The organism is Mesobacterium hydrothermale, from assembly GCF_035818635.1.
Lineage (GTDB): Bacteria > Pseudomonadota > Alphaproteobacteria > Rhodobacterales > Rhodobacteraceae > Mesobacterium_A > Mesobacterium_A hydrothermale.
In genome coordinates this window covers 54,037-79,359 of the sequence record NZ_JAYLLH010000001.1, presented here as the reverse complement: position 1 = coordinate 79,359, position 25,323 = coordinate 54,037, and the positions used below count along the sequence as shown (strand labels likewise).

At 64.3% G+C, this 25,323-nt stretch carries 21 protein-coding genes; 5 read left to right on the top strand and 16 right to left on the bottom strand.

Annotated features, from left to right (window positions below; all coding sequences use genetic code 11):
* Positions 1 to 5 precede the first annotated feature (5 nt).
* Both VK792_RS00385 and VK792_RS00380 read right to left on the bottom strand, forming a co-directional pair.
* Positions 6 to 776 carry a FadR/GntR family transcriptional regulator gene (locus VK792_RS00385; protein WP_326295182.1) on the bottom strand — a complete coding sequence of 257 codons (771 nt, stop codon included), beginning with the start codon at positions 774 to 776 and terminating at the stop codon, positions 6 to 8.
* Positions 777 to 892: 116 nt separating this feature from the next.
* The gene (locus VK792_RS00380; RefSeq protein ID WP_326295179.1) at positions 893 to 2,113 is read right to left on the bottom strand and encodes a TsoY family (seleno)protein; all 1,221 of its coding nucleotides are present in this window, start codon (positions 2,111 to 2,113) and stop codon (positions 893 to 895) included.
* A 122-nt stretch (positions 2,114 to 2,235) separates the two neighbouring features.
* Here VK792_RS00380 and VK792_RS00375 point away from each other — a divergent pair, with 122 nt between their 5' ends.
* Positions 2,236 to 2,598, top strand: a complete 363-nt coding sequence (locus VK792_RS00375) for a hypothetical protein (protein ID WP_326295177.1) — start codon at positions 2,236 to 2,238, stop codon at positions 2,596 to 2,598.
* Here the strand turns inward: VK792_RS00375 and VK792_RS00370 are convergent.
* On the bottom strand, positions 2,595 to 3,056 hold the full coding sequence (locus VK792_RS00370) for a GNAT family N-acetyltransferase (RefSeq protein ID WP_326295175.1): 462 nt from the start codon (positions 3,054 to 3,056) through the stop codon (positions 2,595 to 2,597). The genes VK792_RS00375 and VK792_RS00370 overlap by 4 nt on opposite strands.
* 187 nt (positions 3,057 to 3,243) lie before the next feature.
* Here VK792_RS00370 and VK792_RS00365 point away from each other — a divergent pair, with 187 nt between their 5' ends.
* Positions 3,244 to 6,699: a chromosome segregation SMC family protein gene (locus VK792_RS00365; RefSeq protein ID WP_326295173.1), complete on the top strand. Its 3,456-nt coding sequence runs from the start codon at positions 3,244 to 3,246 to the stop codon at positions 6,697 to 6,699.
* Between the two features lie 15 nt (positions 6,700 to 6,714).
* Here VK792_RS00365 and VK792_RS00360 read toward each other — a convergent pair whose 3' ends face one another.
* Genes VK792_RS00360 through VK792_RS00350 form a run of 3 tightly spaced genes read right to left on the bottom strand, consistent with a single transcriptional unit; the run spans position 6,715 to position 8,746 of the window.
* Positions 6,715 to 7,521 (bottom strand): metal ABC transporter permease, encoded by an 807-nt coding sequence (locus tag VK792_RS00360; protein ID WP_326295172.1) that lies wholly within the window; start codon positions 7,519 to 7,521, stop codon positions 6,715 to 6,717.
* Positions 7,518 to 8,267 carry a metal ABC transporter ATP-binding protein gene (locus VK792_RS00355; RefSeq protein WP_326295171.1) on the bottom strand — a complete coding sequence of 250 codons (750 nt, stop codon included), beginning with the start codon at positions 8,265 to 8,267 and terminating at the stop codon, positions 7,518 to 7,520. The genes VK792_RS00360 and VK792_RS00355 overlap by 4 nt, the downstream gene beginning before the upstream one ends.
* The gene (locus VK792_RS00350) at positions 8,264 to 8,746 is read right to left on the bottom strand and encodes a Fur family transcriptional regulator (protein ID WP_326295169.1); all 483 of its coding nucleotides are present in this window, start codon (positions 8,744 to 8,746) and stop codon (positions 8,264 to 8,266) included. Before VK792_RS00350 ends, VK792_RS00355 begins: the two co-directional genes overlap by 4 nt.
* Positions 8,747 to 8,839: 93 nt before the next feature.
* Here VK792_RS00350 and VK792_RS00345 point away from each other — a divergent pair, with 93 nt between their 5' ends.
* A complete protein-coding gene (locus VK792_RS00345) occupies positions 8,840 to 9,835 on the top strand; it encodes a zinc ABC transporter substrate-binding protein (protein WP_326295167.1) in 996 nt (331 codons plus the stop codon).
* Position 9,836: 1 nt separating this feature from the next.
* Here the strand turns inward: VK792_RS00345 and VK792_RS00340 are convergent, their stop codons facing one another.
* From VK792_RS00340 to VK792_RS00310, 7 genes are read right to left on the bottom strand one after another with little or no spacing between them, the layout of a single operon-like run.
* The gene (locus tag VK792_RS00340; protein ID WP_326295166.1) at positions 9,837 to 11,501 is read right to left on the bottom strand and encodes a caspase family protein; all 1,665 of its coding nucleotides are present in this window, start codon (positions 11,499 to 11,501) and stop codon (positions 9,837 to 9,839) included.
* A gap of 16 nt (positions 11,502 to 11,517) precedes the next feature.
* Complete coding sequence (locus tag VK792_RS00335; RefSeq protein WP_326295164.1) at positions 11,518 to 11,847, bottom strand: lysozyme inhibitor LprI family protein; 330 nt, start codon at positions 11,845 to 11,847, stop codon at positions 11,518 to 11,520.
* A 3-nt stretch (positions 11,848 to 11,850) separates the two neighbouring features.
* Positions 11,851 to 13,200, bottom strand: coding sequence for a caspase family protein (locus tag VK792_RS00330; protein WP_326295163.1), 1,350 nt, complete (start codon positions 13,198 to 13,200; stop codon positions 11,851 to 11,853).
* A gap of 3 nt (positions 13,201 to 13,203) precedes the next feature.
* Entirely contained in the window at positions 13,204 to 14,775 is a 1,572-nt protein-coding gene (locus tag VK792_RS00325; protein WP_326295162.1) for a caspase family protein, read from the bottom strand.
* The gene (locus VK792_RS00320) at positions 14,759 to 15,856 is read right to left on the bottom strand and encodes an OmpA family protein (protein ID WP_326295160.1); all 1,098 of its coding nucleotides are present in this window, start codon (positions 15,854 to 15,856) and stop codon (positions 14,759 to 14,761) included. The genes VK792_RS00325 and VK792_RS00320 overlap by 17 nt, the downstream gene beginning before the upstream one ends.
* A gap of 11 nt (positions 15,857 to 15,867) precedes the next feature.
* The gene (locus tag VK792_RS00315; protein WP_326295158.1) at positions 15,868 to 19,386 is read right to left on the bottom strand and encodes a cytochrome c; all 3,519 of its coding nucleotides are present in this window, start codon (positions 19,384 to 19,386) and stop codon (positions 15,868 to 15,870) included.
* 13 nt (positions 19,387 to 19,399) lie between these two features.
* A complete protein-coding gene (locus tag VK792_RS00310; RefSeq protein ID WP_326295156.1) occupies positions 19,400 to 20,668 on the bottom strand; it encodes a ferredoxin reductase family protein in 1,269 nt (422 codons plus the stop codon).
* Between the two features lie 341 nt (positions 20,669 to 21,009).
* Here VK792_RS00310 and pdeM point away from each other — a divergent pair, with 341 nt between their 5' ends.
* Positions 21,010 to 21,708: a ligase-associated DNA damage response endonuclease PdeM gene (pdeM, locus tag VK792_RS00305; RefSeq protein WP_326295497.1), complete on the top strand. Its 699-nt coding sequence runs from the start codon at positions 21,010 to 21,012 to the stop codon at positions 21,706 to 21,708.
* Between the two features lie 4 nt (positions 21,709 to 21,712).
* On the top strand, positions 21,713 to 22,138 hold the full coding sequence (locus VK792_RS00300; protein WP_326295155.1) for a PaaI family thioesterase: 426 nt from the start codon (positions 21,713 to 21,715) through the stop codon (positions 22,136 to 22,138).
* 12 nt (positions 22,139 to 22,150) lie between these two features.
* Here VK792_RS00300 and folD read toward each other — a convergent pair whose 3' ends face one another.
* Genes folD through VK792_RS00285 form a run of 3 tightly spaced genes read right to left on the bottom strand, consistent with a single transcriptional unit; the run spans position 22,151 to position 25,292 of the window.
* Positions 22,151 to 23,053, bottom strand: coding sequence for a bifunctional methylenetetrahydrofolate dehydrogenase/methenyltetrahydrofolate cyclohydrolase FolD (gene folD / locus VK792_RS00295; protein WP_326295153.1), 903 nt, complete (start codon positions 23,051 to 23,053; stop codon positions 22,151 to 22,153).
* Between the two features lie 11 nt (positions 23,054 to 23,064).
* Complete coding sequence (locus VK792_RS00290; protein ID WP_326295152.1) at positions 23,065 to 23,616, bottom strand: invasion associated locus B family protein; 552 nt, start codon at positions 23,614 to 23,616, stop codon at positions 23,065 to 23,067.
* A complete protein-coding gene (locus tag VK792_RS00285) occupies positions 23,616 to 25,292 on the bottom strand; it encodes a formate--tetrahydrofolate ligase (RefSeq protein WP_326295151.1) in 1,677 nt (558 codons plus the stop codon). The genes VK792_RS00290 and VK792_RS00285 overlap by 1 nt, the downstream gene beginning before the upstream one ends.
* Positions 25,293 to 25,323: the final 31 nt, after the last annotated feature.

The following is a 25,323-nucleotide window of genomic DNA, read 5'->3' as shown; positions in this document are numbered from 1 at the left end:
CGCGCCTAGCCCCGTTTGCGTTCGTATTCGAGGCGCTGGCGGGCGATTTCCTCGTTCGCCTCGGACTTGCGATTCTGGTGCAGCGCCTTTTCGACATAGTCCAGATGCGTTTCGACCGCCTTCCGGGCGCGGACCGCGTCGCGGGCCTGCAACGCATCGTTGATGGCGCGATGCTGATCCAGCAGCGTGTCGCGGGTCATTCGCTGCTTGAACATGATGCTGCGGTTGTAGAACACGCCTTCGCGCAGCAGCTGGTACATCGATCGCATCATGTGCAGCATGACCACGTTGTGGCTGGCCTCGATGATCGCAAGATGGAAATCGGCATCAAGCTGTGCCTCGTCCGCCGGATTGCGCTTGCCATGGGCGGCGCTCATCTTGTCATAGACCGCCTGGATCACCGCCAGATCGGTATCGGTGCCCAGCTTTGCCGCGCGTTCGGCGGCCAAACCTTCCATGTCCCGACGGAACGACAAGTAGTCGAAAACCGCTTCGTCATGGGTGGCGAACAACTTGATCAACGCCTCGGAAAAGGCCGATCCCAGCACGTCGGCAACAAAGATCCCCGCGCCTGCGCGGGTGGTCAGCAGACCCTTCGCCTGGAGTTCGGCAATCGCCTCACGCAAGGAAGGCCGCGACACCCCCAGCCGTTCGGACAGTTCGCGTTCCGCAGGCAGCCGTTCCCCCGGGCGCAAGATACCGCGCAGGATCAGCTTTTCGATCTGGTGCGTGACGGCAGAGGACAGTTTCTCGGGCTGCACCTTTTGGAACGGCATGGGGTACTCTTCATTGGATTGGTAAATTGATATGACCAAAGAACAGTTCAGGCAAGGGATCCGCGCACGAGAAAGGCCCCGGATTTCTCCGGGGCCCTCGAGTGACGCGGTCAGCCTTACTCGGCGGGAACCGCGACCGCGCCAGACGGCTTGGTCTTGCCAAAGTGCTGTGCGTTCAGGCGGAACACCAGGAAGATGGCGACCAGCATCAGCGCGATGGCGATGGCCGACAGCGCCCAGTAGGCCACGCCGAACTTGGCGATGGCACCGGCTGCGACCAGACCCTTGTTGGTGAAGAAATGCGTCATGACCGACAGGGCGACGAACGGGCAGACCAGGGCGTAAGACCCCGGCGAGGTCTTGGACCCCATCACGAAGTCATTGAAGTACCCCTGGCGACGCAGCACCAGCATGCCCAGCAGCAGAAAGACCACCTGAACCGACAGCAGACGCGCCAGGAAGATCATCGTCTCACCAGCCCCGCCGTGCACCTCGAACGTGGTGTGCAGGCCGTGGTCTTGACGCAGGAACATGATGCCCAGAACGGTGATGATCGGAACGACGACCATCAGGGTCGGGGCCGCTTCGCGATGGGTGCCGTGCTGCAACATCGAGCTGATGGCCGAAGTCGCCGCCAACACAGTGTAGAGGATTGCGGCAACACCCAGGAAGGTCGAGATGATCAGGCTGGCGGTCACGGTCACGGTTGCCGTGCTCATCGCGGCAGGCGCAGAGAAGCCGACAGCGATCATCGCGATGGCGAAGGCCGGCAGCATCTGTGCGAAAGAGTTGTGCGCGGTCACGTCGAACACGCCCCCCTTGGACAGCACGCGGCCCAGGAAATCGGCGATGATGCGGAACGCGATCACGGCGATCAGACCGAAGGCGACCATGGCCATCGGGAACAGGTATTCCACCACGCTCCACAGCTGTGGCACGAACACGAGGCCGAGGATGAAGCCGACGTTCACCGTCATCGCCAGCGCCAACGGATAAGCCAGCAGGGTCGATTCCGCGTTGGAATTGCGCAACGCCTTATAGGCGTCGGTTTTCTTGAAGCGGTTCAGCGCGCCAATGTTCCAGATCAGCGACTTGATATTGAGGAAGGCGAACACCGCAATGCCGACCCATGCGATCACGATCGCGGCCTTCAGCGGCACCGAGCCGGTGGTGAAGGCGGCCATGATGTCTTCGAACACCGGCACGGGCTGACCGGGGTGTTTCACCCAGAAGAAAAAGACCATGAAAAAGGTCACGGAGATACCACCAGCGCCCAGCGAGGCGAGGAAGTAGAGCGGCGAATACTTGTCCGCCGGACGTTTGAGAGCTTCACTCATTGGATTGGTTCCCATTACATTCCAAGATTGAGATGTATAATACATTCTAATCTTCGCATGTAAAGAAAGAAGTGGGTTCTGAGATTCAGGTTTTTTTAACCGATGTCGGCGTTTCCTGTGGAATGCCCAGAACCCTTTTGATCTGCTTGATTTTCCTTGGCGCGTGCAACACCGCAGGGCCAGGATTTCACGGTATCCCCGCCACGCGTGCCAGCGCCGGGGGAAGTGATTTCCTGATCCGCCAGCGCGGCAGCGTGGCAGAGGTGATGCGCGTTTCACCCGAACGCTTTCCGCGATTCGCCTCCGTCGCCCGGCGGGGCGTGCTGGCCACCCAGCAGGTGACGGGATGCACGGTCGGCTGGGTACAGGGTGATCCGTCGATGATGCACATGGGGCTGGCCTGCGGCGCCAACCCGGCGCCCCGCATGGCGCGCAGACCGCGCGCGGCCTGTTGGGTCCTGCGCGGGCAGGGAAGCTGCCGCTAGCCCCTCAAGGACTTTTCGAAGAACAGGCTGCTGGCACTTTCGGTGTAGTCACCGAACGGCCCGCGCGCCACAAAACCATGGCGCTCATACAGCCTGTGCGCCGCGTCCAGCAAGGTGCCGGTTTCCAGCCGCATCACGGCGACGTCTTCGTCCCGCGCAAGTTGTTCGAGTGCGTGCAGGACCTTGGCTGCAACCCCCTGCCCGCGCGCTTCGGGTGCCACGAACATCGACTTGACCTCGGCGTAGCCATCCTTCCGCGCCAGCGCCCCTGTTCCCAGCACCACACCGTCCGGCCCTTCGGCAACCAGGAACGTGATCGACGGCACGCGCAATTCCTCGATTTCAAGAAAGTAGTTGTCCTCAGGCGGAAACAGCAACCGCATCAGCGCGTGGCTGGCCTGCAAAAGCGCGGTGGCCTGTGGCTCTGCCGGGTCTGCCTTGCGAATTGTAACGGTCATCGGGTCCCCCTTGGCTGGATCGCGGGCGACAGGCGAAGACATCGCGGCTGCAAAGTCAAGTTAACGCCGGACGCGCAATATCTTGTGGATAAGGCCGCGCCGACCCGCGAAATAAGGCCCAAAAGGTTTGACTCGCACCCGCCAAGCGCCAACACTTTCCCAGGAACCGGAATCAGGACCTTGCGAATTGCGCTTTTCCAGGCTGCGCCTCAACGGCTTCAAAAGCTTTGTCGATCCCACCGACCTGATCATCGCCGATGGTCTGACCGGCGTCGTGGGGCCGAACGGCTGCGGCAAGTCGAACCTGCTGGAAGCGCTTCGCTGGGTCATGGGTGAAAACCGCCCCACCGCGATGCGCGGCGGCGGGATGGAGGACGTGATCTTTGCCGGTGCCGCGACCCGGGCGGCGCGGAACTTTGCCGAGGTCAGCCTGCATATCGACAATTCCGAACGGCTGGCCCCCGCCGGGTTCAACGACAGCGACACGCTGGAAATCGTGCGCCGCATTACTCGTGACATCGGCAGCGCCTACAAGACCAACGGCAAGGACGTGCGCGCCCGCGACGTGCAGATGCTGTTCGCCGACGCCTCGACCGGGGCCCATTCGCCCGCTCTGGTGCGGCAGGGGCAGATTTCGGAACTGATCAATGCCAAGCCGAAGAACCGTCGCCGCATCCTGGAAGAAGCCGCCGGGATCAGCGGGCTTTACCAGCGCCGGCACGAGGCCGAGTTGAAGCTGAAAAGCACCGAACAGAACCTGCTGCGGGTCGACGACGTGATCGAACAGCTGGCCAACCAGTTGACCACGCTGGCGCGGCAGGCGAGGCAGGCCGCCCGCTATCGCGCCATTGGCGAGGAACTGCGTCGCGCCGAATCCCTGCTGCTTTACCGCCGCTGGAAAGAGGCCGATATCCAGCGCCAGGCCGCCGAGGATGACTTGCGGCAGCGCGTGACCGAAGCTGCTCAGGCAGAGAAAGCCGCGCGCGAAACCACCAGGGCCCGCGAGGCGCGCGACGCCGACCTGCCCCCGCTGCGCGAGGAAGAGGCGATCGCCGCCGCCGTGCTGCAACGGCTGAGCGTGCAGCGCGACACACTGACCGACCAGGAAACCCGCGCCAGGGATATGATCGAAACGCTGACCCGGCGGATCGACCAGCTGACCAAGGACATGGAACGCGAGGCCAGCCTGAACCGCGACGCGGTCGAAACCATCGAACGGCTGGAATGGGAATCGCGCGAATTGGCCAAGGCCAGCGAAGGCCACGAAGACAAGCTGGCGATGGCGTCTGACGCCGCGCGCGAGGCGGCAGAGGTGCTGCAGACCCGCGAAAGCGATCTGACCGAAATCACCGAGGATGTCGCCCGCCTTGCCGCCCGCCACCAGTCGGCGCAGCGATTCCTGTCGGACAGCCAGAAAACGCAGGCCAAGGCCGAAGGCGAAGCGGTCCGCGCCCGCGAGGCTGTCGAGGCTGCCCAGCGGGCACTGGCTGCCGCGAAAGAGGCCCGGGTCATGGCCGAGGCCGACCAGGCCCGTGCCCACGCCATGGCCGAACGCGCCGAAAAGGTGCTGGTCGATGCCGAAGCCGCGCGCGCCGAAACCCAGAAGCGCGAGGCCGACGCCCGCGCCGAACGGTCAGAGGCCGAGGGCGAGGCCAACGCCCTGCGTGCCGAAACCACCGCACTGGCGCGCCTGTTGCAGCGCGACACCGCCGAGGGCGGGCAGGTCATGGACCGCTTGCAGGTCGAACAGGGCTTTGAAAAGGCGCTTGGCGCGGCACTGGCCGACGACCTGCGCGCGCCCGAGGTCGAGGCCGACGGCCCCTCTGGCTGGACGTTGCTGCCCGGCTATGACACGCCAACGCCCTTGCCCGAAGGTGTCACTCCGCTGACCCGGCATGTCTCGGTCCCCGAGGTGCTGGAACGCCGCCTGTCGCAGATCGGTCTGGTTGGCCCCGAAGACGGCCCACGCCTGCAGGCCGCGCTGAAACCCGGGCAACGGCTTGTCACGCTGGAAGGCGACCTGTGGCGCTGGGACGGCTATCGCGCCTGGGCCGAGGACGCGCCTTCCGCCGCCGCGCTGCGGCTGGAACAGCTGAACCGGCTGGAACAGCTGAAACAGGAAACCGCCCGCGCCAACGCCCGTCTTGACGGGGCTCGCGATGCGCACGAAGCCCTGTCGAAACGGTTGGCGGAACTGACCCAGGCCGACAAGGACGCCCGCCAGGCCCGGCGCGAGGCCGATGCCGCCGTGACACAGGCCAGCCGGATGCTGAGCCGGGCAGAGGCCGACCAGAACCTTGCCGAGGGCAAGCTGGAAAGCCTGGCCATGGCCGTCACACGGCACGAGGACGAAGCCACCGCCGCCCGCGCCCAGGTGCAAGAGGCCCAGCGCGCCATGGCCGATCTGGGCGATCTGGGTGCCGCCCGCGCACAGGTGGAAGACGTGCGTATGACGGTCGAGGCGGCGCGGATGACGATGATGTCCAAGCGTTCGGCCCATGATGAAATCCGCCGCGAAGGCGAGGCGCGCAAGGGCCGGTCACAGCAGGTGACCAAGGACCTGTCGGGCTGGCGTCACCGGCTGGACACCGCCGAAAAGCGCAGTGCCGAACTGGCCGAACGCCGCAGCGCAACCGAGGCGGAATTGGCCGAGGCGTCGAAGGCGCCTTCGGAACTGGCCGCCAAGCGCGACGAACTGGGCAAGGCCATCGCAACGGCAGAGGCCCGCCGCGCTGCCGCCGCCGATGCGCTGTCGGCCGGCGAAGGCCGCCTGCGCGAGGCAGAGCAGGCCGAACGCACCGCCGAACGCGCCGCATCCGAAGCGCGCGAAACCCGCGCCCGCGCCGAAGCCCGCGCCGATGCCGCCCGCGAGACCGCCAGCTATGCTCGCCAGCGGATCGTCGAAGAAACCGAGATGTCGCCGGACAAGCTCCTCGAAAGTGTCGATGCGGACCCCGACAGCATGCCTGCGAGCGAAGCGCTGGACGCCGAGGTCAACCGCCTGAAACGCCAGCGCGACGCCTTGGGTGCCGTAAACCTGCGGGCCGAGGAAGACGCCAAGGAGGTGCAGGTCGAACACGACACACTGATCGCCGAAAAGCAGGACCTGGAAGAGGCGATCAAGACCCTGCGCGCGGGCATTTCCGGCCTGAACCGCGAAGGGCGCGAACGGCTGCTGACCGCGTTCGAACAGGTGAACAGCAACTTCTCGCTGCTGTTCACGCACCTGTTTGGCGGCGGCGAGGCGAACCTTGTCATGGTCGAAAGCGACGACCCGCTCGAAGCCGGGCTGGAGATCATGTGCCAGCCGCCGGGCAAGAAACTGTCGACCCTGTCGCTGCTGTCCGGGGGCGAACAGACGCTGACCGCGCTGGCGCTGATCTTTGCCGTCTTCCTGGCCAACCCCGCCCCGATCTGCGTGCTGGACGAGGTCGATGCCCCGCTGGACGATGCCAACGTCACCCGTTTCTGCGACCTGCTGGACGAGATGTGCCGCCGCACCGACACCCGGTTCCTGATCATCACCCACCACGCCGTGACCATGGCACGGATGGACCGGCTGTTCGGCGTCACGATGCAGGAACAGGGCGTCAGCCAGCTGGTGTCCGTCGACCTGAAAAAAGCCGAGCGGATGGTCGCCTGACCCGGTGCGCGCGGCCTAGCCCTGCACCCCGCGCCGAACCATCGACACAAGGCTTGCCACCGCGAACAACCCCGCCGCGACACAGACGATGGTTGGCCCTGTTGGCGTGTCATAGGCAAAAGACAGTTGCAGCCCCCCGAGGGCCGACCCGATCCCGGCAATCGCCGCGTAAAGGCCCATCCGTTCCGGCGTGGCGGCAAAGGGGCGCGCGGCGGCGGCGGGGATGATCAGCAGCGCAGCAATCAGCAGAACGCCGACCACCTTGATCGCCACGGCAACCACCACCGCCAGCGCCATAGTCAGCACCAGTTGTTCGCGCTTCGGGTCGATCCCGGCGGCATAGGCCAGGTCGGGGTTCAGCGTTGACGTCAGCAAGGCCGACCAGCGCCACCAAAGCAACGCCAGCACCAGAACCGCCCCGCCCCAGATCACGCCCAGATCGGCCCGCGATACCGCAAGGATATCCCCGAAAAGATACGCCATCAGGTCGATCCGCACGCCCTGCAGAAAGGACACGGCCACCAGCCCGAAGGCCAGCGCCGAATGGGCCAGCACACCCAGCAGCGTGTCCATGGCATATCCGCGCCCCGACAGGGTCGACACCGCGATGGCCATGATCAGCGCCATCACAAGCGCGCCGGTGAAGACCGACATCGAAAACGCCAGTGATACCGCGACTCCAAGGATTGCCGCATGCGCCGTGGCATCGCCGAAATACGCCATCCGGCGCCAGACCACGAAACAGCCCAAAGGGGCCGCGGCCAGCGCAACGCCAACGCCGGCCAGCGCGGCGCGGATCAGGAAACTGTCGAGGAAGGTCATTGCGCGATCTCGGGATGGGGATGGTCGTGATCGTGGTGATGGTCGTGGCTGTGTTCATGCCGGTAAAGCGCCAGCGCGCCCTTTGTCCCGGTCCCGAACAACGCCCGGTATTCCGGGGCCGACGCGACATGTTCGGGCTCGCCCTGGCAGCAGACGTGACCGTTCAGGCAGACCACCCGGTCAGAGGCTGCCATGACCACGTGCAATTCGTGGCTGACCATCAACACCGCGCAGCCCAGGTCGTTCCGGACCTCCTCGATCTTGCGATAGAAGGCGGCAGAGCCGGGCTGGTCCAATCCCTGCGTCGCCTCGTCCAGGATCAGCAGGTCGGGCCTCGCAAGGATCGCGCGGGCCAGAAGAACGCGCTGGAACTGGCCGCCAGACAGCCCGCTCATCTGTCGGGTTTCCAGCGCGCCGGCCCCGGCTTCCTGAAGCGCTGCCGACGCGTCGGTATCGCTGACCCGGCGCGGTAAGTCCAGGAACCTGCGCACGGTCATTGGCAGCGTCGGGTCAATATGCAGTTTCTGCGGAACATAGCCGATGCGCAGCCCCGGCTTCAGCGTCACCTTGCCCGCGGTCGGGGCCTGCGCCCCCACGATGGTACGCAGCAGGGTGGATTTGCCCGACCCGTTGGGCCCGACAATGGTCACGATTTCCCCGGGCGCGATTTCGAAATCGACGGCATGTAGTACGGTTTGCGCCCCCAACCGTACGTTCAGCCCCTTGATCGAGACCAGCGTGTTCATGCTGCGGCCTTTCCCCGGCAGTTGGGACACAGGCCCTCTGCCTCGATCACCACCTTCTCAATGACGAAACCTGCGGCGCGGGCGGTGTCGCCCAGCAGGCTGTCCTTGGGCACGGCGGCGGTTTCGGCAACCGATCCACAGATCCGGCAGATCAGGAACGCGGGGGCGTGATCCTGGCCCGGATGGTTGCAGGCGACAAAGGCATTCAGCTTTTCGACCTTGTGGGCAAAGCCATGGCTGACCAGGAAATCCAGCGCGCGATAGGCCACGGGCGGTTGCGACCCCAACCCTTCGTTGCGCAGGATCTCAAGGATTTCATAGGCCCCCATTGCCCGGTGTTCGGACAGCAGGATTTCCAGCACCCGCTCGCGCGCAGGGGTCAGTTGCAGACCGTTCGCGCTGCATTGGTCGCGCGCGGTGGCAATCGCGGTCTGGATGCAGGCCGCGTGGTCGTGCTTGGCGAATCCGATGGTGTCCATGCCTGTCTCCTGCACCGCATGTTTGGGGGTTGATATGTTATACTATCTCATTTATCAACCGCTCTCGTTGTTACATTATAACAGGATCTCCTCATGCTACGCCCCCTCCTGTCCACGGCCATTCTTGCCCTGCTGTCCACGCCTGCGCTGGCCGAAGCGCCGCGCGTCACCACCGATATCGGGCCGGTGCAATCGCTTGCCGCGATGGTGATGGAGGGGGTGGGCGCACCGTCCGTGATCCTGCGGCCCGGCGCATCGCCGCATGGCTATGCCCTGCGCCCGTCAGAGGCGCGGGCGCTGGAACAGGCCGACGTGGTGTTCTGGGTCAGCCCCGACCTGACCCCCTGGATGGAAGAGGCGATTCACACGCTGGCCGACGATGCGACGATCGTAGAGCTGCTGCACACGCAAGGTACGACGGCGCTGCCTTTCCGTCTTGGCGCGACGTTTGAAAAGCACCGCCACGCCCCGGAGGAAGTGGACGGGCATGACGATCACGGGTATGACGACCACGGGCATGACGACCACGCGCATGACGAGAAAGCCGACGACGATCACGCACAGGACGCCATGTTCCCCGACACAGATCCGCATGCCTGGCTGGACCCGGAAAACGGCAAGGTCTGGGTGACAGCGATGGCCGAGGCGCTGGCGCAACGCGACCCGGACAACGCGGCCACCTACCGCCAGAACGCGGACGCCGCGCGGGCCAGGATCGACGCTGCCAGCGCCTCTGTCGCGGCACAGCTGGCGCCCGTGGCAGGGCAGAGCTTCGTGGTCTTCCACGACTCCTACCAATATTTCGAACAGCGGTTCGGCCTGTCGGCCGCTGGCTCGATTTCTCTGGGGGATGCGACCGCACCGGGGCCGGCACGGCTGGCCGAGATCCGGCACGCCGTCAAAGATCTTGGCGTCAGTTGCGTGTTTTCCGAGCCGCAGTTCAACGCCGGGCTGGTGGCCACGGTAACCGAAGGAACCGATACCCGCACCGCAGAACTGGACCCGCTGGGCAGCACGCTCGCCCCCGGCCCTGATCTGTACCCGCAACTGCTGACCGCCATGGGCAGCGCCATGGCCGGATGCCTGTAACCTAGGGCGTTGGCTTTGCACCGCGGGCGTTCATCAGGTAACGCCCGTACGCCCAGCCGTTGATCTGGCCCCAGCTGAGCGCGCACCAGCGGTAGCGATAGCCGTCTTCTTTCTGGCAATCGTAGACGCGCACGCCAGACGCTGTCGCGGGAAGTTCCGCGGTCACGTCATACTGCGTGCCCGGCCCAAGGCGCACGTTCAGCTTTTGATCCAACGGGTGGTCAGTCACGGAATATACCCCGGACCAGCCGGAAGACGCCTGACCGCCCAGTCCGTTGCGCATGTACTTGCCGCCGAACGCCCAGCCCGAGATGCAGCCATAGGTGAACTGGCACCAGCCGTCGCTGCGGCAGGACACGTTGGTGATACCGTTGGCGTTGTAAGGCAGCTCTGCGATCTTGCCATAGCTCGTTCCGGGGCCGGTCCGAACGAAAAGCGTGTCATTGCTGCGAATGTTGGTGACCGACCAGGTGCCGTTGAGCGCGGTACAGGCGGTGCGCACGCCGGGTGTCCGCGGCGCGGTCGTTACCTGCGGCGGGGCGGGCGTCACCGGCGGCGTGACCACCACAGGCGGGTTGGGCGGCGGTTGCAGCGCGGCCAGCCGGGCCTTGGCCTGATCGGCGAACCGCCCGTCGCTGAAGACAAGTAGGTAAGTCCGGTAGGCATCCGCCGTATTATCGGCAAGCGTCCTGTCCCAGAATTCCTTGTCCGCCATATCAAGCAGCAGCTTGCGGGCATCGGCGGCCCGCGGATGATCGGGATAGCGCGAGATGAACGCCTCAAGGTCGGCCCGCTGACCGCTGCGCACCGCATCAAGAAACACGACCAGCGGATCGTCGACCTGCGGCGGCAGAACCGGCGTGGTCGGCCCGGCTGGAACGGGGGTCACCGGCCCGCCCTGCGGCGGGGCGGCGGCGACAAGGTAGATCGATTCATCGGGCAGTTGCATGCGTTCGATCGGCACCTGGCGCCCGCCGGTATCCTCGCGCACCTTTGCGCGGACCTTGCGGAACATGCGTCCGACCTCAAGCCCCGGCTCGTCCATCACATCCAGCAGCGCGGTGGTATAGGGGCTATGTTCGCCGGCGCCGTCATCGGCGGTTTGCCCGGCCTCTGCGGCAAAACTGATCAGCATGCCCGATTGCCCTTCCAGTGACACAGGCGCCAGCCCGCGCGACAGCGAGCGCGTGCCATTGGTGCGTTCCATGCTGCCAAGGAACGGATTGTCACGACAGGCGTCCAGCAGCACCATGCCCAGTTTGCCTGCCTGCTGTACCGTCGACAGGACAAGATCCAGCGACACGGTTTCAAACTGGGCCGTCGCCTCGGAATTCATCCGGGCATCGACCGGGATCAGGTAGTTTCGGCCACTCATCTCGATGCCGTGGCCGGCATAGAACACCACCGCCAGATCCGCCCCCAACGCCTTTTCGGCGAATTCCCCAAGCGCGACGCGGAACCCCTGCCCGGTCAGGTTTTCGCGCAGCATCACATCAAACCCAAGCTGGGACAGCTTGTCGGCCATCGCACGGGAGTCGTTGGCCGGGTTGGCCAACGGTGTCGCGTTCTGATAACTGCTGTTGCCGATCACCAGCGCTACGCGCTTGTCCGCCATGGCACCCGTGGCCAGCAACAGCAACGTCAGGGAAAGGGCAATAACGCGCATGGGGTATCCTTTCGTCTTAGCGGATCAACTGGGCGATCCTGTCATCGGTTGCCTTGCCGATGCACTGTAGCATATCCGCGCCCGACATGGCCCCGCAGGTCTGTTCGCGCCAGCGGATCCAGTCCCCCTGATACTGTACCGCCTGCGCGCCCCGGGTTTTGGCACCGCGGTACGTCTGCAACAGCATCTGGTCCTGCCGCGCGAGGATGTCATGCCCGCAAATCGCATGTTCCAGCGTGGTCGTGGCACGGCGGCAGTCATATCCTGGTGCAATGGTACCATTGCGCTGGCCATTGCGCAGAAGGGTGACACGATCCGCCGTCACCGTACCGACGCAGTCGTTCACGCGCTAGCCCACCCCGGCGCAAACGGTTTCCCGCAGCTTCAGCCACAGCACTTGTTCGGCACGCGTGACATACCCCCGAGACAGCGCGGTCTTGTAGGCCTGCCCAAGCGTACCGTCCTGATCGGCAAGAGTGGCATTGCCGCAAATCGCCAGTTCGACGGTGGTCTGCGCCTTGCCGCAATCGAAACTGGCGCGGCCCAAACTGGGTGCGGCACCATCACCGCGCTGGGTCTGCGGTGGCAGGGGCGTTGGTTGCGCAGGGACAGCCGGAGCCTTCGGCGGCGCAAGCGCGGCAAGGCGCATCTCTGCCTCTGCCTGGTGGTGGCCGTCGGGAAAGGCGATCAAGTAGCGGCGCAGCGCGCTTTCACTGCCGTCACTCTTGACCTGCGTCCAGTAGGCATCGTCTTGCAAAGACAGCAGCAACGCCCGCGCGTCATCGGCGCGGGGGTGGTCCGGATAGGCAGCGATGAAATTGGCCAAGGGGTCCGGTTGCCCGCTTTGCACCGCGGAAAGGTACACCGTCATCGGATCGGCCACCAGGACGGTCGCAGCAGGTGCCGGGGCCACACCGGGCATGACCGCGACGGTTGAACCGGGGGGAACGAAATAGATCGCCTCGTCTGGCAGTTGCGTGCGTTCGACAGGAACTTGGCCACCGCCCGTCGCCTCGCGCACCTGTGCGCGCACCTTGCGGAAAACCCGCCCGACCTCCAGCCCCGGTTCGTCCAGCACCTGCAACAGCGCGGCAGTATAGGGGCTGTGCTGGCCATCGCCATCGGCCGCGGTGCTGCCTTCCTGCGCGGCAAAGCTGACCACCAGCCCATCCTGCCCCTCGACCGAGATCGGGGCGAGACCACGCGACATCGACCGGGTGCCGGAATTGCGCTGCATCGCACTTGCGAACGGGTTGTCACGACAGGCATCCAGCATCACGATGCCCAGCCGCCCGGCCTGGTTGACGGCGGAAATCACGTCGTCCAGCGCCAGCGCCTCGAATTGCGCCGTCGCCTCGGACCGCATCTGGGCATCGACCGGGATCAGGTAGTTGCGGCCGCTCATCTCGATCCCGTGGCCCGCATAGAATACCAGCGCGACATCGGCGCGCAGCGCGCTTTCCGCGAATTGTCCCAACGCCATGCGCATTCCCTGCCCGTTCAGGTCTTCCTGCAGGGTCACGTCGAACCCCAGGCTCGTCAGCTTGTCGGCGATTGCGCGGGAATCGTTCGCGGGGTTCGCCAACCGGCTGGCGTTCTGATAGGCCGAATTGCCAATCACCAGCGCAACGCGGTCCGCCGCGCTGGCCACCTGACCAAGCGTCAGCGCAAGCAGAACCCATACAAGGCGCACCAACATCCCTTATCCTTCCGTGAAAAGCCCGGTCATCCCGACCTGGCAATCGCCACGCGACAGCAATCCGGGCAGGGTATCGTCGGCCGGAACGGTCTGCCCGTCCATTTGTTGCAGCGCCCGGCGCAGGTCCAGGGGCGGGCGGGTGCAGAAAACGGCGACCAGTTGGTCCGCCCCGGTGGGCGGCGTGACCTGGAACCGGATCGGAAAGCCCTGCGCGTCGACAGGCCGTTCCGCCGGGCCCGCACCAGGGTGCAGGTACTGCAGCGTTCCGTCGCTGGCGATGTTGAACAGGGTCAGGAACACGTGGTCCGGCGTCGGCGGGGTAAAGCTGAACCCCACGATGCTGCCGATCCGCTGCGTCGTCGCATCCTGGCCAAGCGTGATGCGCACCGGCGGCACGTCGCGTTTCTTGGCGTCTTGCAGGTGATCCAGTGCGCGGGCACGCGCGATCATGCGTTGTGGGTTGTCCCGGATCGATGTGACGCGATCCCCCGTGTGATTGAAAACGTCCCAGCCCGCCGCGGTTTGTTGGAACACCAGCTTGGGCGAGGTGTCGACAATTTTGAAACTGCCCTCTGCCAGCCCTGGCGGCGGTGCGCCAACGAACTTGATCGGTACGCCGTCGAGCCCGCCCTGCACCGGGGGCGGGGGCGGCGGGGCCCCGGTCAGCGACAACAACCGGGTTGCGTCCCCACGCGGCAAGATGCGTGGCTGCTGGTTCTGGTTCATGTGGGTGAACACCCGGTCTTCCAGAAAATCCGCGATCTCTGCCCGGGTCATGACGCCGTCGCCGTTTGTATCAGCGGCGCCGGTGATCGCCTCGGCAAAGAACCACGACAGGGCGCCGTGCGGGCGGTCGTCGAACCGGGTTTCGGTCACCAGCCGGTCTTCGCTGGCGGTGGCCAGGATCTGGGTGACGTTGGGCAGCGCGTCGCTTTCGTCGTCGCCCTGGGTCGCCTGAACCTCACCCTCGACCGGTTCGACGGGGATATCCCAGACCCCGCCATTGCGGGTCAGCCCAATCGCCCCGGGATTGGCCGACCGCGTCAGCCCGGCGGAATGGCAACTGTCCATCACCCAGATCACGTTGAAGGCCGCCGCCTCTGACAGGACCTCGCGCAGTTGGTCATCGGACAGCCGCCCGATGCGCGGGTTGGCCGGGTCGAAATCGTGAAACATGATGGTTTCGTCCAGCCCGTCGGTGGTTTCATCGAACGGGGCGGCGATTTCCTTTTCCTGCCCGCCATGGCCGGAAAAGGTGACAATCAGCGTATCCCCCGGCGCGGCCTGCGCCAGCATCGACCGCCAGGCGTTCAGGAACCCCTGTTCGGTCGCGGCAGCGTCAATCAGCAGGCGGCTGTCGGGCAGGTCGATCTTCATCTGCCGCATGGCCCTGGCGATGCGCAGCGCATCGTTGACCGCGCCTTCCAGATCGGACAATTCGCCTGCAGGGACCGGGAATTTCTGGAAATGGCGGTAATCGTCGATCCCCACCACAAGACCGAACTGCGCCGCCCACGCGGGGACGGCGCAAGTCAGGCCAAGGGCAAGCGCCGCGATCCTAGCCTTGCAGGACAAGTTCCACCCTCCGGGCAATGGCGCGGCGTTCCTCGTCGGAATAAATGGTCGGATCGACCAGCTTGGGCGGTTGACGCTCACCCTGCCCCTCGACCGCGATATAGGCGGTAACCCCTGACCGGATCAGGAAATCCCGTACCGCCTGCGCGCGACGCAACGACAGGTCCAGGTTGAACGCGTCCGAGCCGATCTCGTCCGTATGACCGACCAGCGTGATCTGTTTCAGATGGTTGGCCTTCAGGAAGGCCGCGACCGATTCCGCCTCGTACAGGCCCTGCACGTCCAGATCGGCGGAATTGAAGGCAAAACGGATCGGCAGGAAGATCGCCTTGTTGGCCTTGGCCGCGCCATCTGCCACGGCATAGTCGGCCGTGGGTTTACCGGCGTAGGGGTCGGATGCGGGCATCGGTGTCTCACCCCCGGTTTGCCCGTCGGCGTACCCCGTGGCCGGGGCCGTCGGCGGGCGGGCGTAGCCGTTGTCTGCCACCGGCTGCGGCGGTACGGGCGGCTGGGTACCTGCCGCCTCGATCGAGATCCCCCTTACGGCAGATTTCAGCACGCCGCTGGCCGCCCCGCCCCGCGTGACCGAGGACGACAGCGTCCCGGCCAGCATCATGTTTTCCTGCGCCAGCCGGGTGATCCGTTCGGCCACCGGTACAAGGCGTGCATCGGGGTCGGTCAGCGTGGGGTCGGTGATCGTATCAAGCGCGGCGTTGTAAAGCTGCGCGGCCTCCTGCCGGTCGCCACGGGCCGCGGCGATATCGGCGCGCACCGCCTGCACCGCCCAATGCAGCGCCGGGGCGCTGGCCAGCATCGCCTCGGCCCCTTGCAGATCACCCGCGGCCACAAGCCCGCCGGCCTTGCGGGCAATCACGGCAGAGGTCTGGCGCATCGCCTTAAGCACCGTTTCAATGTTGCAGGCCCCACCGGTTTTCAGCGCATCCGCAGCGGCGGAGATCGCCGCTTGCCCACCGCCATAACTGGCGTTGAGGCGGGACAGGGCATCGGAACACGCGTCTGCAAAAGCCGGGCTGGCCAGGCCGGACAAGGCCGCCACAGAAAGAAGACCTGTACGTTTCATTGCCCTCCTCCTTACGGCAGCACGTTGAAGGTGACGTGGTTGGTGGCGCTGGCACCGCCATCCTCGGCCACCTTCTTGGCCGCTTCGATGGAAATCCCGCGTGTCAGCGGCTGGAAGTGCGACTTGGCATAATCCAGCGCGCCCGACGCGGTCATCCGTGCAGAGCCAAGGCCACCGACCCGGCAGAAGGCCAGCATGGTTTCGCCCTTTCCCGGCTCGTCGAACCGGATTTGCAGACCCGACCCGTCGTAGGGGATTCGGCGCACCTCTCCCGGTTCAAGGAACGCCGGCCCAAGCAGCTGCGGTGGCAGTTCCTCGATGTTCTTGGTCGCCTCGACATAGAACATCTGCAACTCGCAGCGTTGGTTGGCGCTGACGGTGAATTCCAGCAGGTCGTTCACGTAAACCTCGGTCCGGGGGACGTTGATCGACAGGGTCAGCCGGTCGGCCCGGGGCGGCGCAGGCGGCGCATATGTCACCGGCGCGGTCACCGCTGGCTGATACGGATCGGCCTGCTTGGCCACTGCGGCATGCACCGCCTGTTCGACCCGCTGTTCATAGGCCGCAGGCGCCACCGGTTCGGGCTGATAGCCTGCCACATGGACCGCCCCACCGCGATAGGCATGCAGATCGGTCATGCGTTCCAGAATATCGGCGTAGTAGAGTTCCAGTTCGCTGCGGTGCACCTTGGCCCCACCTTCCAGTCGACCGATCCAGTCGTTGACGATCACCGTCAGGGTCGGATCGCCCAGGGTGCGGGCGCGCTGCTTGAACGTGTCGATATCCATGTGGAATTCACGCGCCAGCGTCACAAAATCCAGCGCGTTGAAATGCATGTCGGCAAGGTAGGTGACGATTTCCCCACCCCCCACCGAATCCGGTGCGTTCAGGCTTGTCATCCGGCCTGCGGCGTTGATCTCGGTCGCGTTCAACTGGCTGAGCGCGGTCAGGAAGGCGGTGCTGTCCCGACGGAAGATGTCCGACAGGCGGTCGTTGTCGATATAGATCTCGGTCAGGATGTCCAACTGGTCCTTCGAGAACCGCTGAGAGCTCATCAGCAGGTCACGCATCTGGTCGCGCTTGGCGATCATGCCGTTGGCGTGACAATCGAAACACGACCGGGCGTTTTCGATTTCCACGCCCTTGCCGATGGGTTTGGTACGGAAGGACACGATCGACGCCGGACCAACCAGCAAACGGTCGCCCTTGTTGGTCGACAGGTAGTAACCTTGCAGACCATTGGGCAGCGAAAAGATCATTTCCCCGCCGTCGTGTTCGAAGGGCGGCAAACCAGAAGCGGTGCCGTTCATGCCGTCCGGGCCATCGGGGTGCAGCGCCAACGATTGCTCGCCCACGTCACCGGCGAAGTCGTAGGACTTCCAGTAATAGCCGCCACGGGGCAGGTCGAACCGTTCCAGCATGCGGTTGTGATCGGACACACCAGACGCTCCCGGCAACATGGCAGAACGGATCATCCGACGCGACAGGATCTCGCGTTCGACATTGATGCCCATGCTGTGTTCCAGGTCCGCGATCTGTTCGGTCAGACCCAGCAGGATGTCATAGTACGGCGCCTCGGACACGACGTGGGTGATCCAGTCGGCGCGCATCAGCGGCACCGGCGCGCCGGTTGCATCGGCAATCACCTTGAGCAGCGGGTCAGAGGTCGGATCGACCGCATAGGGATAGACCCGGGCCAGGTCCTGCCAGGCTGCGGGGTCAAAACCGGAACGCCGCGCATGGTCGGTATAGACCCCGGTGCTGATCGCGGCCCAGTGGTCGTCATCCCAGCCATAGTCGCGCAGGTCGATGCGGGCAATGGCGCCTTCGGTCCCGTCCACCGGGGTGATCGGCACCGGGCGCGGACCGGTCGAGGCAGAGTTGATGAACTTGTTGAAGCCCGCATGCAGGTAGTGCATCGGGTTGCGCAGCGCGCCCTGTTCGGAACAATCGACCTCGGCGAGGGGGGTGTTGGCGAACGAGATATAGCGGATGAACCGGCGGTCGCGTTCTTCGACGGAATTGATGTCGGCGGCAATGGCCAGCATCCGTTCGTTGCGCGTGAACCCCGCGAACAACGGACGCGCCACCGCATCGCGACGGGCGGCGGGTTCGACCGCCTGCACCGGTGCGGGGGTGGCGACGGGCGCGGGGGTGGCGCCAAGCGCGACGATCCACTGGCGCAGGGCATCCACCTCTTCCGGCTTCATCTTCAGGCCCAAGGGCATCCGACCAGAGGCGATGGATTCATAGAGCGGCGACGCGTCCGGATCGCCCTTGCGCAGGATTTTTTCGTCAAACGGCATGTCGGCGATATCGCCGGTCGGGAAGGCAGTGGCATAGGTCTTGCCAGGTGCATGGCAGCTGCGGCAATAGGTTTCGATCACCTGGTCGACCTGTTTCGTCAGCGCCGGATCGGGGCCTGCAGCCACGGCGGCCACCGGGGCCGGGGCTGGCGCCAGTTCGGGCTGCACCGGTTCTTGCGATTCACAATAGGCATCGACCCGCGCCATCAGCGCCTTGGCGCCGGTCAGGTCGGGGATGATGTTGACATCCGTCGCGGCGGGCGCAGCATCGGACACCACAACGCCGGGTGTGGACGCAGCGATGCTCTGGGCCACCTGCACCGGGGCGGTTGCCGCCTGCGGGAAGGCTGCCGGGTCCACCGCCTCGCCGGTCAGGTAGGCATAGATCGCGGCCCGGTCTTCCACCGGCAGGTTGGCCGTCAGCCGCGCGATGCGGCGCATGGAAGGCGCGGTCATCGGGTTGCCGTTCAGCTTCTTCGCCTCGGCCATGGCACCGACGACAAAGGCAGCGGCACCGAATTTCTTCAGCCGCGCGCCGGTGATGTCGGGGGCGTATTCCCCCAGCAGCCCGACCTCGCCCTGATAAGGGCGTGACATATCCAGTTCGTATTTGAACCCATAGCCTGTGTCGCGCGGAGTGTGGCACTCGGCGCAATGGCCGACGGCTTCGACAAGGTACTGACCACGCGCCATCTGCGCATCGGCCATTGGCGTCATCGGGTCGCGGCCTGACGACCACAGATCCAGAATCGTCTGGCTCATATAGCTGATGTCGTGTTCACGCGACGGCGCGTCCGATGTGGGCAGCGTCGCCATGTAGCCGCGCAGGTCCAGCGCGTCTTCGGGCTTCATCCGGGCATAGGACGGATAGGGAAAGACCGCGCCGAAATACGTATCGCCGTCGGGCGAGACACCCCGCATCAAGGCGTTCAGGAACTGGGCATTGGTCCAGCCCCCGATGCCTTCCTTCGGGTCGGCGGTGATGTTCGGGGCGAACAGGTCGCCGAATTTTGTCGTGATTGCCTGCCCACCGGCCAGGATGGTGTCGTCGCCATCGACCGCGTGACAGGTGGCGCATCCGGCAGCGTTGAAGATCACCTTGCCGTTTTCGATATTGGGCTGATAGCCCGCGAATTCGCCGTCGGCAAACAGTTCTCCGGTGCTGGCGGCGCTGGCAGAGGCCAGCGCGCAAGCCGCGATCCCGGTCAGGAAAATATGTTTCATACCGCGTTTCCTCTCAACGAAACTCGAATTCTTCGAAATGGACCGCCGCGGGGGATTTCCCCAGTTGCTTCAGCCCTGAAATCAATGCCGCGCGCATGGGGGCGGGGCCACAAAACCACAAGCCGGCTCGGGTCAGGTCGAACGGTGCCTTGCTTGCCAGAACCTCGGCGTTCAGACGTCCGTCTGTCGAACTGACATGCAGGTCGAAACTGAACCCGGGGCAGCGTTCCGCCGCGGCCTTCAGCCTGTCCAGACCCACCGCCTCTTCCGGTTTTGCCACGGCATAGACCAGACGGATAGTCCGGTTTTCCGCACCTGTCAGCGCATCGGCAAAGGCCAGGAAAGGGGTAATGCCGATGCCGCCGGCGACCCAAAGCTGGTCTTGCTTGCCCTTGCGATAGTCAAACCGGCCATAACCGCCCTCGACCGACATCTTATCGCCTGCCTGCACGGTTTCGCGGATTCGACGGGTGTAATCGCCCAGACCCCGGATCGAAAACTGGATTTCCCCATTCGGACCAGACCCCGACACGGTGAACGGGTGTGGTTCGCGCAACCCGCTGCGCGCAATCGAGATTACGGCAAAAGACCCCGGGCGCGGGCGGATGCCGCGGCCCTTCGGCTTGGCATCAATGATCGTTGCAGCCGGGTGCTTTTCCACCCTCGTGATGGTATAGCCCCGCGCGCGGAACGGCGCCAGAAACTGGGTATAAAGGAAGCTGAGGATACCGATCAGCGCCATCGTGTTCAGGTACTGTCCCGCCAACGCGTTCATGGTGAAAGGCACCTTGACGAAGAACTGGTGGAACACGACCACAAAAAACAAGCCCCCCAATACCCGGTGCGACCAGCGCCACCAATGATAGGGCAACACATCGCGGTTGAAGATTTTCTGATACGGGATGCGTTTGAAAAAACTGACCGCGATCAGGACAAGGAAAGCAGGATAGACCAGTTCGGCCGCATCGACGGCCGTCTTGGCAAGACCGGAGGTGACGATTTCACCGTCGAAATCCATGCCGACCGACTCGTGAAACAGGATGAACACGACAATCCCGACACCAGTCCATTTGTGCAGTTGGTAAAGCCGGTCAAGGCCGCCTGCCAGCGCCTCGATCCCGCGGGGCCGGGTGGCAAGGAACATGTTGATGGCCATCAGGGAAAACCCACTTGCCCCGGCAGACAGCGAAAGCACACTTTGCAGGTTCGCATTCCCTGCCGAAAACGCCATGATGCCCGAAGGCAGCAGGATGCCGAAAAGTACCACCAGGAATGCGACCATCAAATCTGTCCACGCTTTCGTTCGTTGGATGCCGACCCATGGCGGGCCGACGGCAAAGGCACGTCAAACAGTAATAGCGGTCAGGCATCTACGAAAGATGCGCGGCAGGCCGATCAGACCCCCGACATTCAGCATGCCTCCAAACCGGCGTTGTGGCAGGGTTGTCCTGCCAGCACGCGACCCGTCCCTGTTTTTTTCTTTAAAGACACAATCTTTGCACCACTATTGTCAACGATTCAGGCGGATTTTCCCAATCCCTGTACCGCTGGCGGGCACGCCTTGCACGGGCGCGGTGGCCTTGGGACTTGCGGTTTGCGCAGGATCGCGGCATGGAACGCAACATGAACACCCTGCCCTTCACCTTTGCCGATGCCGATCTGCGAGCATTGCCATCCGGCGCGCTGTTCTGGCCGGACCCCGGCTGTCTGATCGTGGCCGACCTTCACCTTGGCAAGTCTGCCCGGGTGGCTCGGCTGGGCGGCGCGGCGCTGCCGCCGTATGACGCGCGCGAAACTCTGTCGCGGCTGTCAGACGACCTGTCCGCCACAGGCGCGCGGCAGGTGATCTGCCTTGGGGACAGCTTTGATTTCCTTGATGCCGACACAGTGCTGCCAGAGGCGGATCTGCTGTTGCTGACACGAATGCAGGCGGGGGTTGATTGGGTCTGGATTGCTGGCAACCACGATCCCGGGCCGGTCAACCTTGGCGGCAGTCACCGGGCAGAGCTTGCGCAAGGCGGGCTGGTCTTTCGTCACATCGCGACCCCGATGGCGGCGGCCGAGGTCTCGGGACACTACCACCCCAAGGTTCGGCTGGCGTTGCGTGGTCGGGCCGTTGCGCGGCCCTGTTTCCTGTTTGACGACCGACGGCTGATCCTGCCGGCCTATGGGGCCTATACCGGGGGGCTTTTCGTCGATGCGCCAGCCCTTGCCGGACTGATGTCGCCCGCAGCAGAGGTGATCCTGACCGGCAGCGCCATGGCCCGGTTGCCCGTGCACAGGCTCGCCCCCTTGCGTGGCACGCTTACCCGTGGTCAGTGACCCCATGACCAATCTCGACATCCGAATCCGCGAAAACTTTGACCGGCAGGCGATGATGCAGACGCTGGGCGCAAAACTGACCCGCGTCGCGCCCGGAGAGATCGAGATCTCGGCGCCGATCCTGCCGCTTGCGACCCAACAGCAGGGGTTCGGCCATGCCGGGCTGACCTTTTCCATCGGCGATAGCGCCGCAGGCTATGCCGCGCTGACATTGCTTCCCGAGGACAGCGATGTCGTGACCTCTGAAATCAAGATCAACCTTCTGGCCCCCGCCGTGGGCGACCGGCTGATCGCGCGGGGCCGTGTCGTGCGCCCGGGCAAGCGTTTGATCGTTGTCCTGTCAGAGGTGTTCGCGGTGACCGACGGGCGCGAAAAGCAGATCGCCCTAATGACCGGCACCATGGTGCCGATCCCGAAAACCCGAGGCTAGGTGGGGCTGCCGTCAGGCAGTCAGCCCCTCGGGTTCCGGCAGGCCGTTGGCGCGGCAACAGGCGGTCACGGTATTGGCCAGCAGGCAGGCAATTGTCATTGGTCCAACCCCGCCGGGTACGGGCGTGATCGCGCCCGCAACCTCGGTACAGCTGGCAAAATGACAATCCCCCACCAGACGGGTCTTGTCCGCGCCCTTCTCCGGCGCGTCGACGCGGTTGATGCCAACGTCGATCACGGTTGCGCCCGGCTTGATCCAATCGCCCGGTACCATTTCCGGGCGACCAACGGCGGCAACCACGATATCGGCAAGGCGCACCACGTCGGCCAGGTTCTTCGTCCGGCTGTGCGCGATGGTCACGGTGCAGCTGTCGCCCAGAAGCAGTTGCGCCATCGGCTTGCCCACGATGTTGGAGCGCCCAATCACGACCGCATCCATACCTGACAGCGACCCGTGATGATCGCGCAGCATCATCAGGCACCCCAGCGGCGTGCACGGCACCATCGCCTTTTGCCCGGTACCCAGCAGACCCACATTGGAGATGTGGAACCCGTCCACATCTTTCACGGGGTCGATGGCATTGATGACAAGGTCTTCGTTCAGGTGCCCGGGCAGCGGAAGTTGCACTAGAATGCCATGCACTGCCGGATCGGTGTTCAACTGGTCGATCAGCGTCAAAAGGTCGGACTGTGACGTGTCGGCAGACAATTTGTGCTCGTAGGAATTCATCCCCGCTTCGACAGTCTGCTTGCCCTTGGACCGGACATAGACCTGGCTTGCCGGGTCTTCACCCACCAGAACGACGGCCAGACCGGGGGTAATGCCGTGATCAGCCTTCAGCCGGGTCACATGAACGGCCACGTCGGCCCGCACGCGGGCAGCGAACGCCTTGCCATCAATGATCTGTGCGGTCATGGGGAGTATCCTTATTCCTGCCGGGGCAGTACCCGGGCTTCTATCGCATTGGCGGCGGCCGTGATGCCGCGCAAGGAAACGGCAGCGCTCCCATCGCCGCTACCCTGCGGCGCATAGGAAATCATCAGCCGATTGCCAGCCTTCATTTTCGCCACAAGGTCTGCGGCAATGGTCGGATCGGTAATCGTTACGGTTTCCGCCACGTTGGCATAGACCAGCTCGCCCGACTTCCACGCCCCCGACGGCACGTCCGTCGCGACGCCGTCAAAGGTGAAACGCAGGCTTTCGATGGCATCGGGCATGCCGCGATCCATCAGTTCCACCGCCCAATCGGGGGTGCCGTCGATCCGGTGCACCGCAAGGCGCTGGTCGAAATACGCGGCCGAGCCGGGGTCGACCGCGGTTTGCACGGCGCGGCAGGGTCCCGCGCCGGCATCGTTGCAGACTGCCAACCAATCCCCGTGATAGGACCGAAGTTCCCCGAACTTGTGCTGGAACCAGTCGCCGGCAAACGCCGGGGCGGCACTCAGGACAAGCGCGGCAATCAGGCCGGCACGGTTCATCAGAACAATCCTTCGATCTGGCCGTCAGCGCTAAGGCGGATATTCTCTGCCGCTGGAACGCGGGGCAAGCCCGGCATGGTCATGATCTGACCGCAGATCACCACGATGAACCCGGCACCCGCAGACAGGCGAACCTCTCGGACCGGGACAGAATGGCCGGTGGGCGCGCCCCGCAGGTTCGGATCGGTCGAAAAGCTGTACTGTGTTTTCGCCATGCAGATCGGCAAATTGCCATAGCCCGCCTCTTCCCATGCCTTCAACTGGTCCCGGATGCCCTTGTCGGCCAACACTTCGTCTGCGTGGTAAATCCGCTTGGCAATGGTTTCGATCTTTTGCAGCAAGGGCATTTCGTCGGGATAGAGCGGCGCAAAGTTCGACACACCGGAATCTGCCAACTCGGCGACCCGGGTGGCCAGTTCCGTAACGCCGGCAGAGCCATCGGCCCAGTGCTTGCAGACAATGGCCTCGGAGCCTTGTTCCTTGACATAGGCCTGGACCGCAGCGACTTCGGCATCCGTATCGGTGACAAAATGGTTCACGGCCACAACCACAGGCACGCCAAACCCTTTGACGTTGGCGATGTGACGGCCAAGGTTCGGGCACCCCTTTCGCACCGCATCGACGTTTTCGGTCCCAAGGTCCGCCTTGGCGACACCGCCGTTCATCTTCATCGCGCGGACGGTAGCAACGATCACGACACAATCGGGCGCCAGACCGGCCTTGCGGCATTTGATGTTCATGAACTTCTCAGCGCCCAGATCGGCGCCGAACCCCGCCTCGGTCACCACGTAGTCTGCCAGTTTCAGCGCGGTGGTGGTGGCGATGACGGAATTGCAGCCATGCGCGATATTGGCGAACGGCCCACCGTGCACGAAGGCCGGGTTGTTTTCCAAGGTCTGCACAAGGTTCGGCTGCATCGCATCCTTGAGCAGCACGGTCATCGCGCCGTCAGCCTTGATATCGCGGCAATAAATCGGGGACTTGTCGCGGCGATAGGCCACGATCATGTCACCCAAGCGGCGTTGCAGGTCTTCAAGATCGGTCGCAAGGCACAGGATTGCCATCACCTCGGACGCGACGGTGATGTCGAAACCGGTCTGCCGCGGAAAGCCGTTGGCGACCCCGCCAAGACTGACGACGGTATCACGCAGCGCGCGGTCGTTCATGTCCAGCACACGGCGCCAGCTCACCCGGCGCTCGTCGATTTCCAGTTCGTTGCCCCAGTAAATGTGGTTGTCGATCATCGCCGACAGAAGGTTGTGGGCGCTCGTGATGGCGTGGAAATCGCCGGTGAAGTGCAGGTTCATGTCCTCCATCGGCACAACCTGCGCATATCCCCCACCAGCGGCACCGCCCTTCATCCCGAAGTTCGGGCCAAGGCTGGCCTCGCGGATGCAGATACAGGCATTTTTGCCGATGGCATTCAGCCCGTCGCCAAGACCCACGGTTGTCGTGGTCTTGCCTTCGCCCGCCGGGGTCGGGTTGATCGCGGTGACAAGGATCAGTTTGCCGTTCTTCCGGTCCTGTACAGAATTGATGAAATCCTGACTGACCTTGGCCTTGTCATGCCCATAGGGCAGTAGGTGATCACTGCTGATGCCCAGCTTGGCACCGATGTCCTGGATCGGTTTCTTGTTCGCTTCGCGGGCGATTTCGATGTCGGTCTTGAAGGCCATGGTCGCGGCTCCCTGTATTCTGCGACGTTGT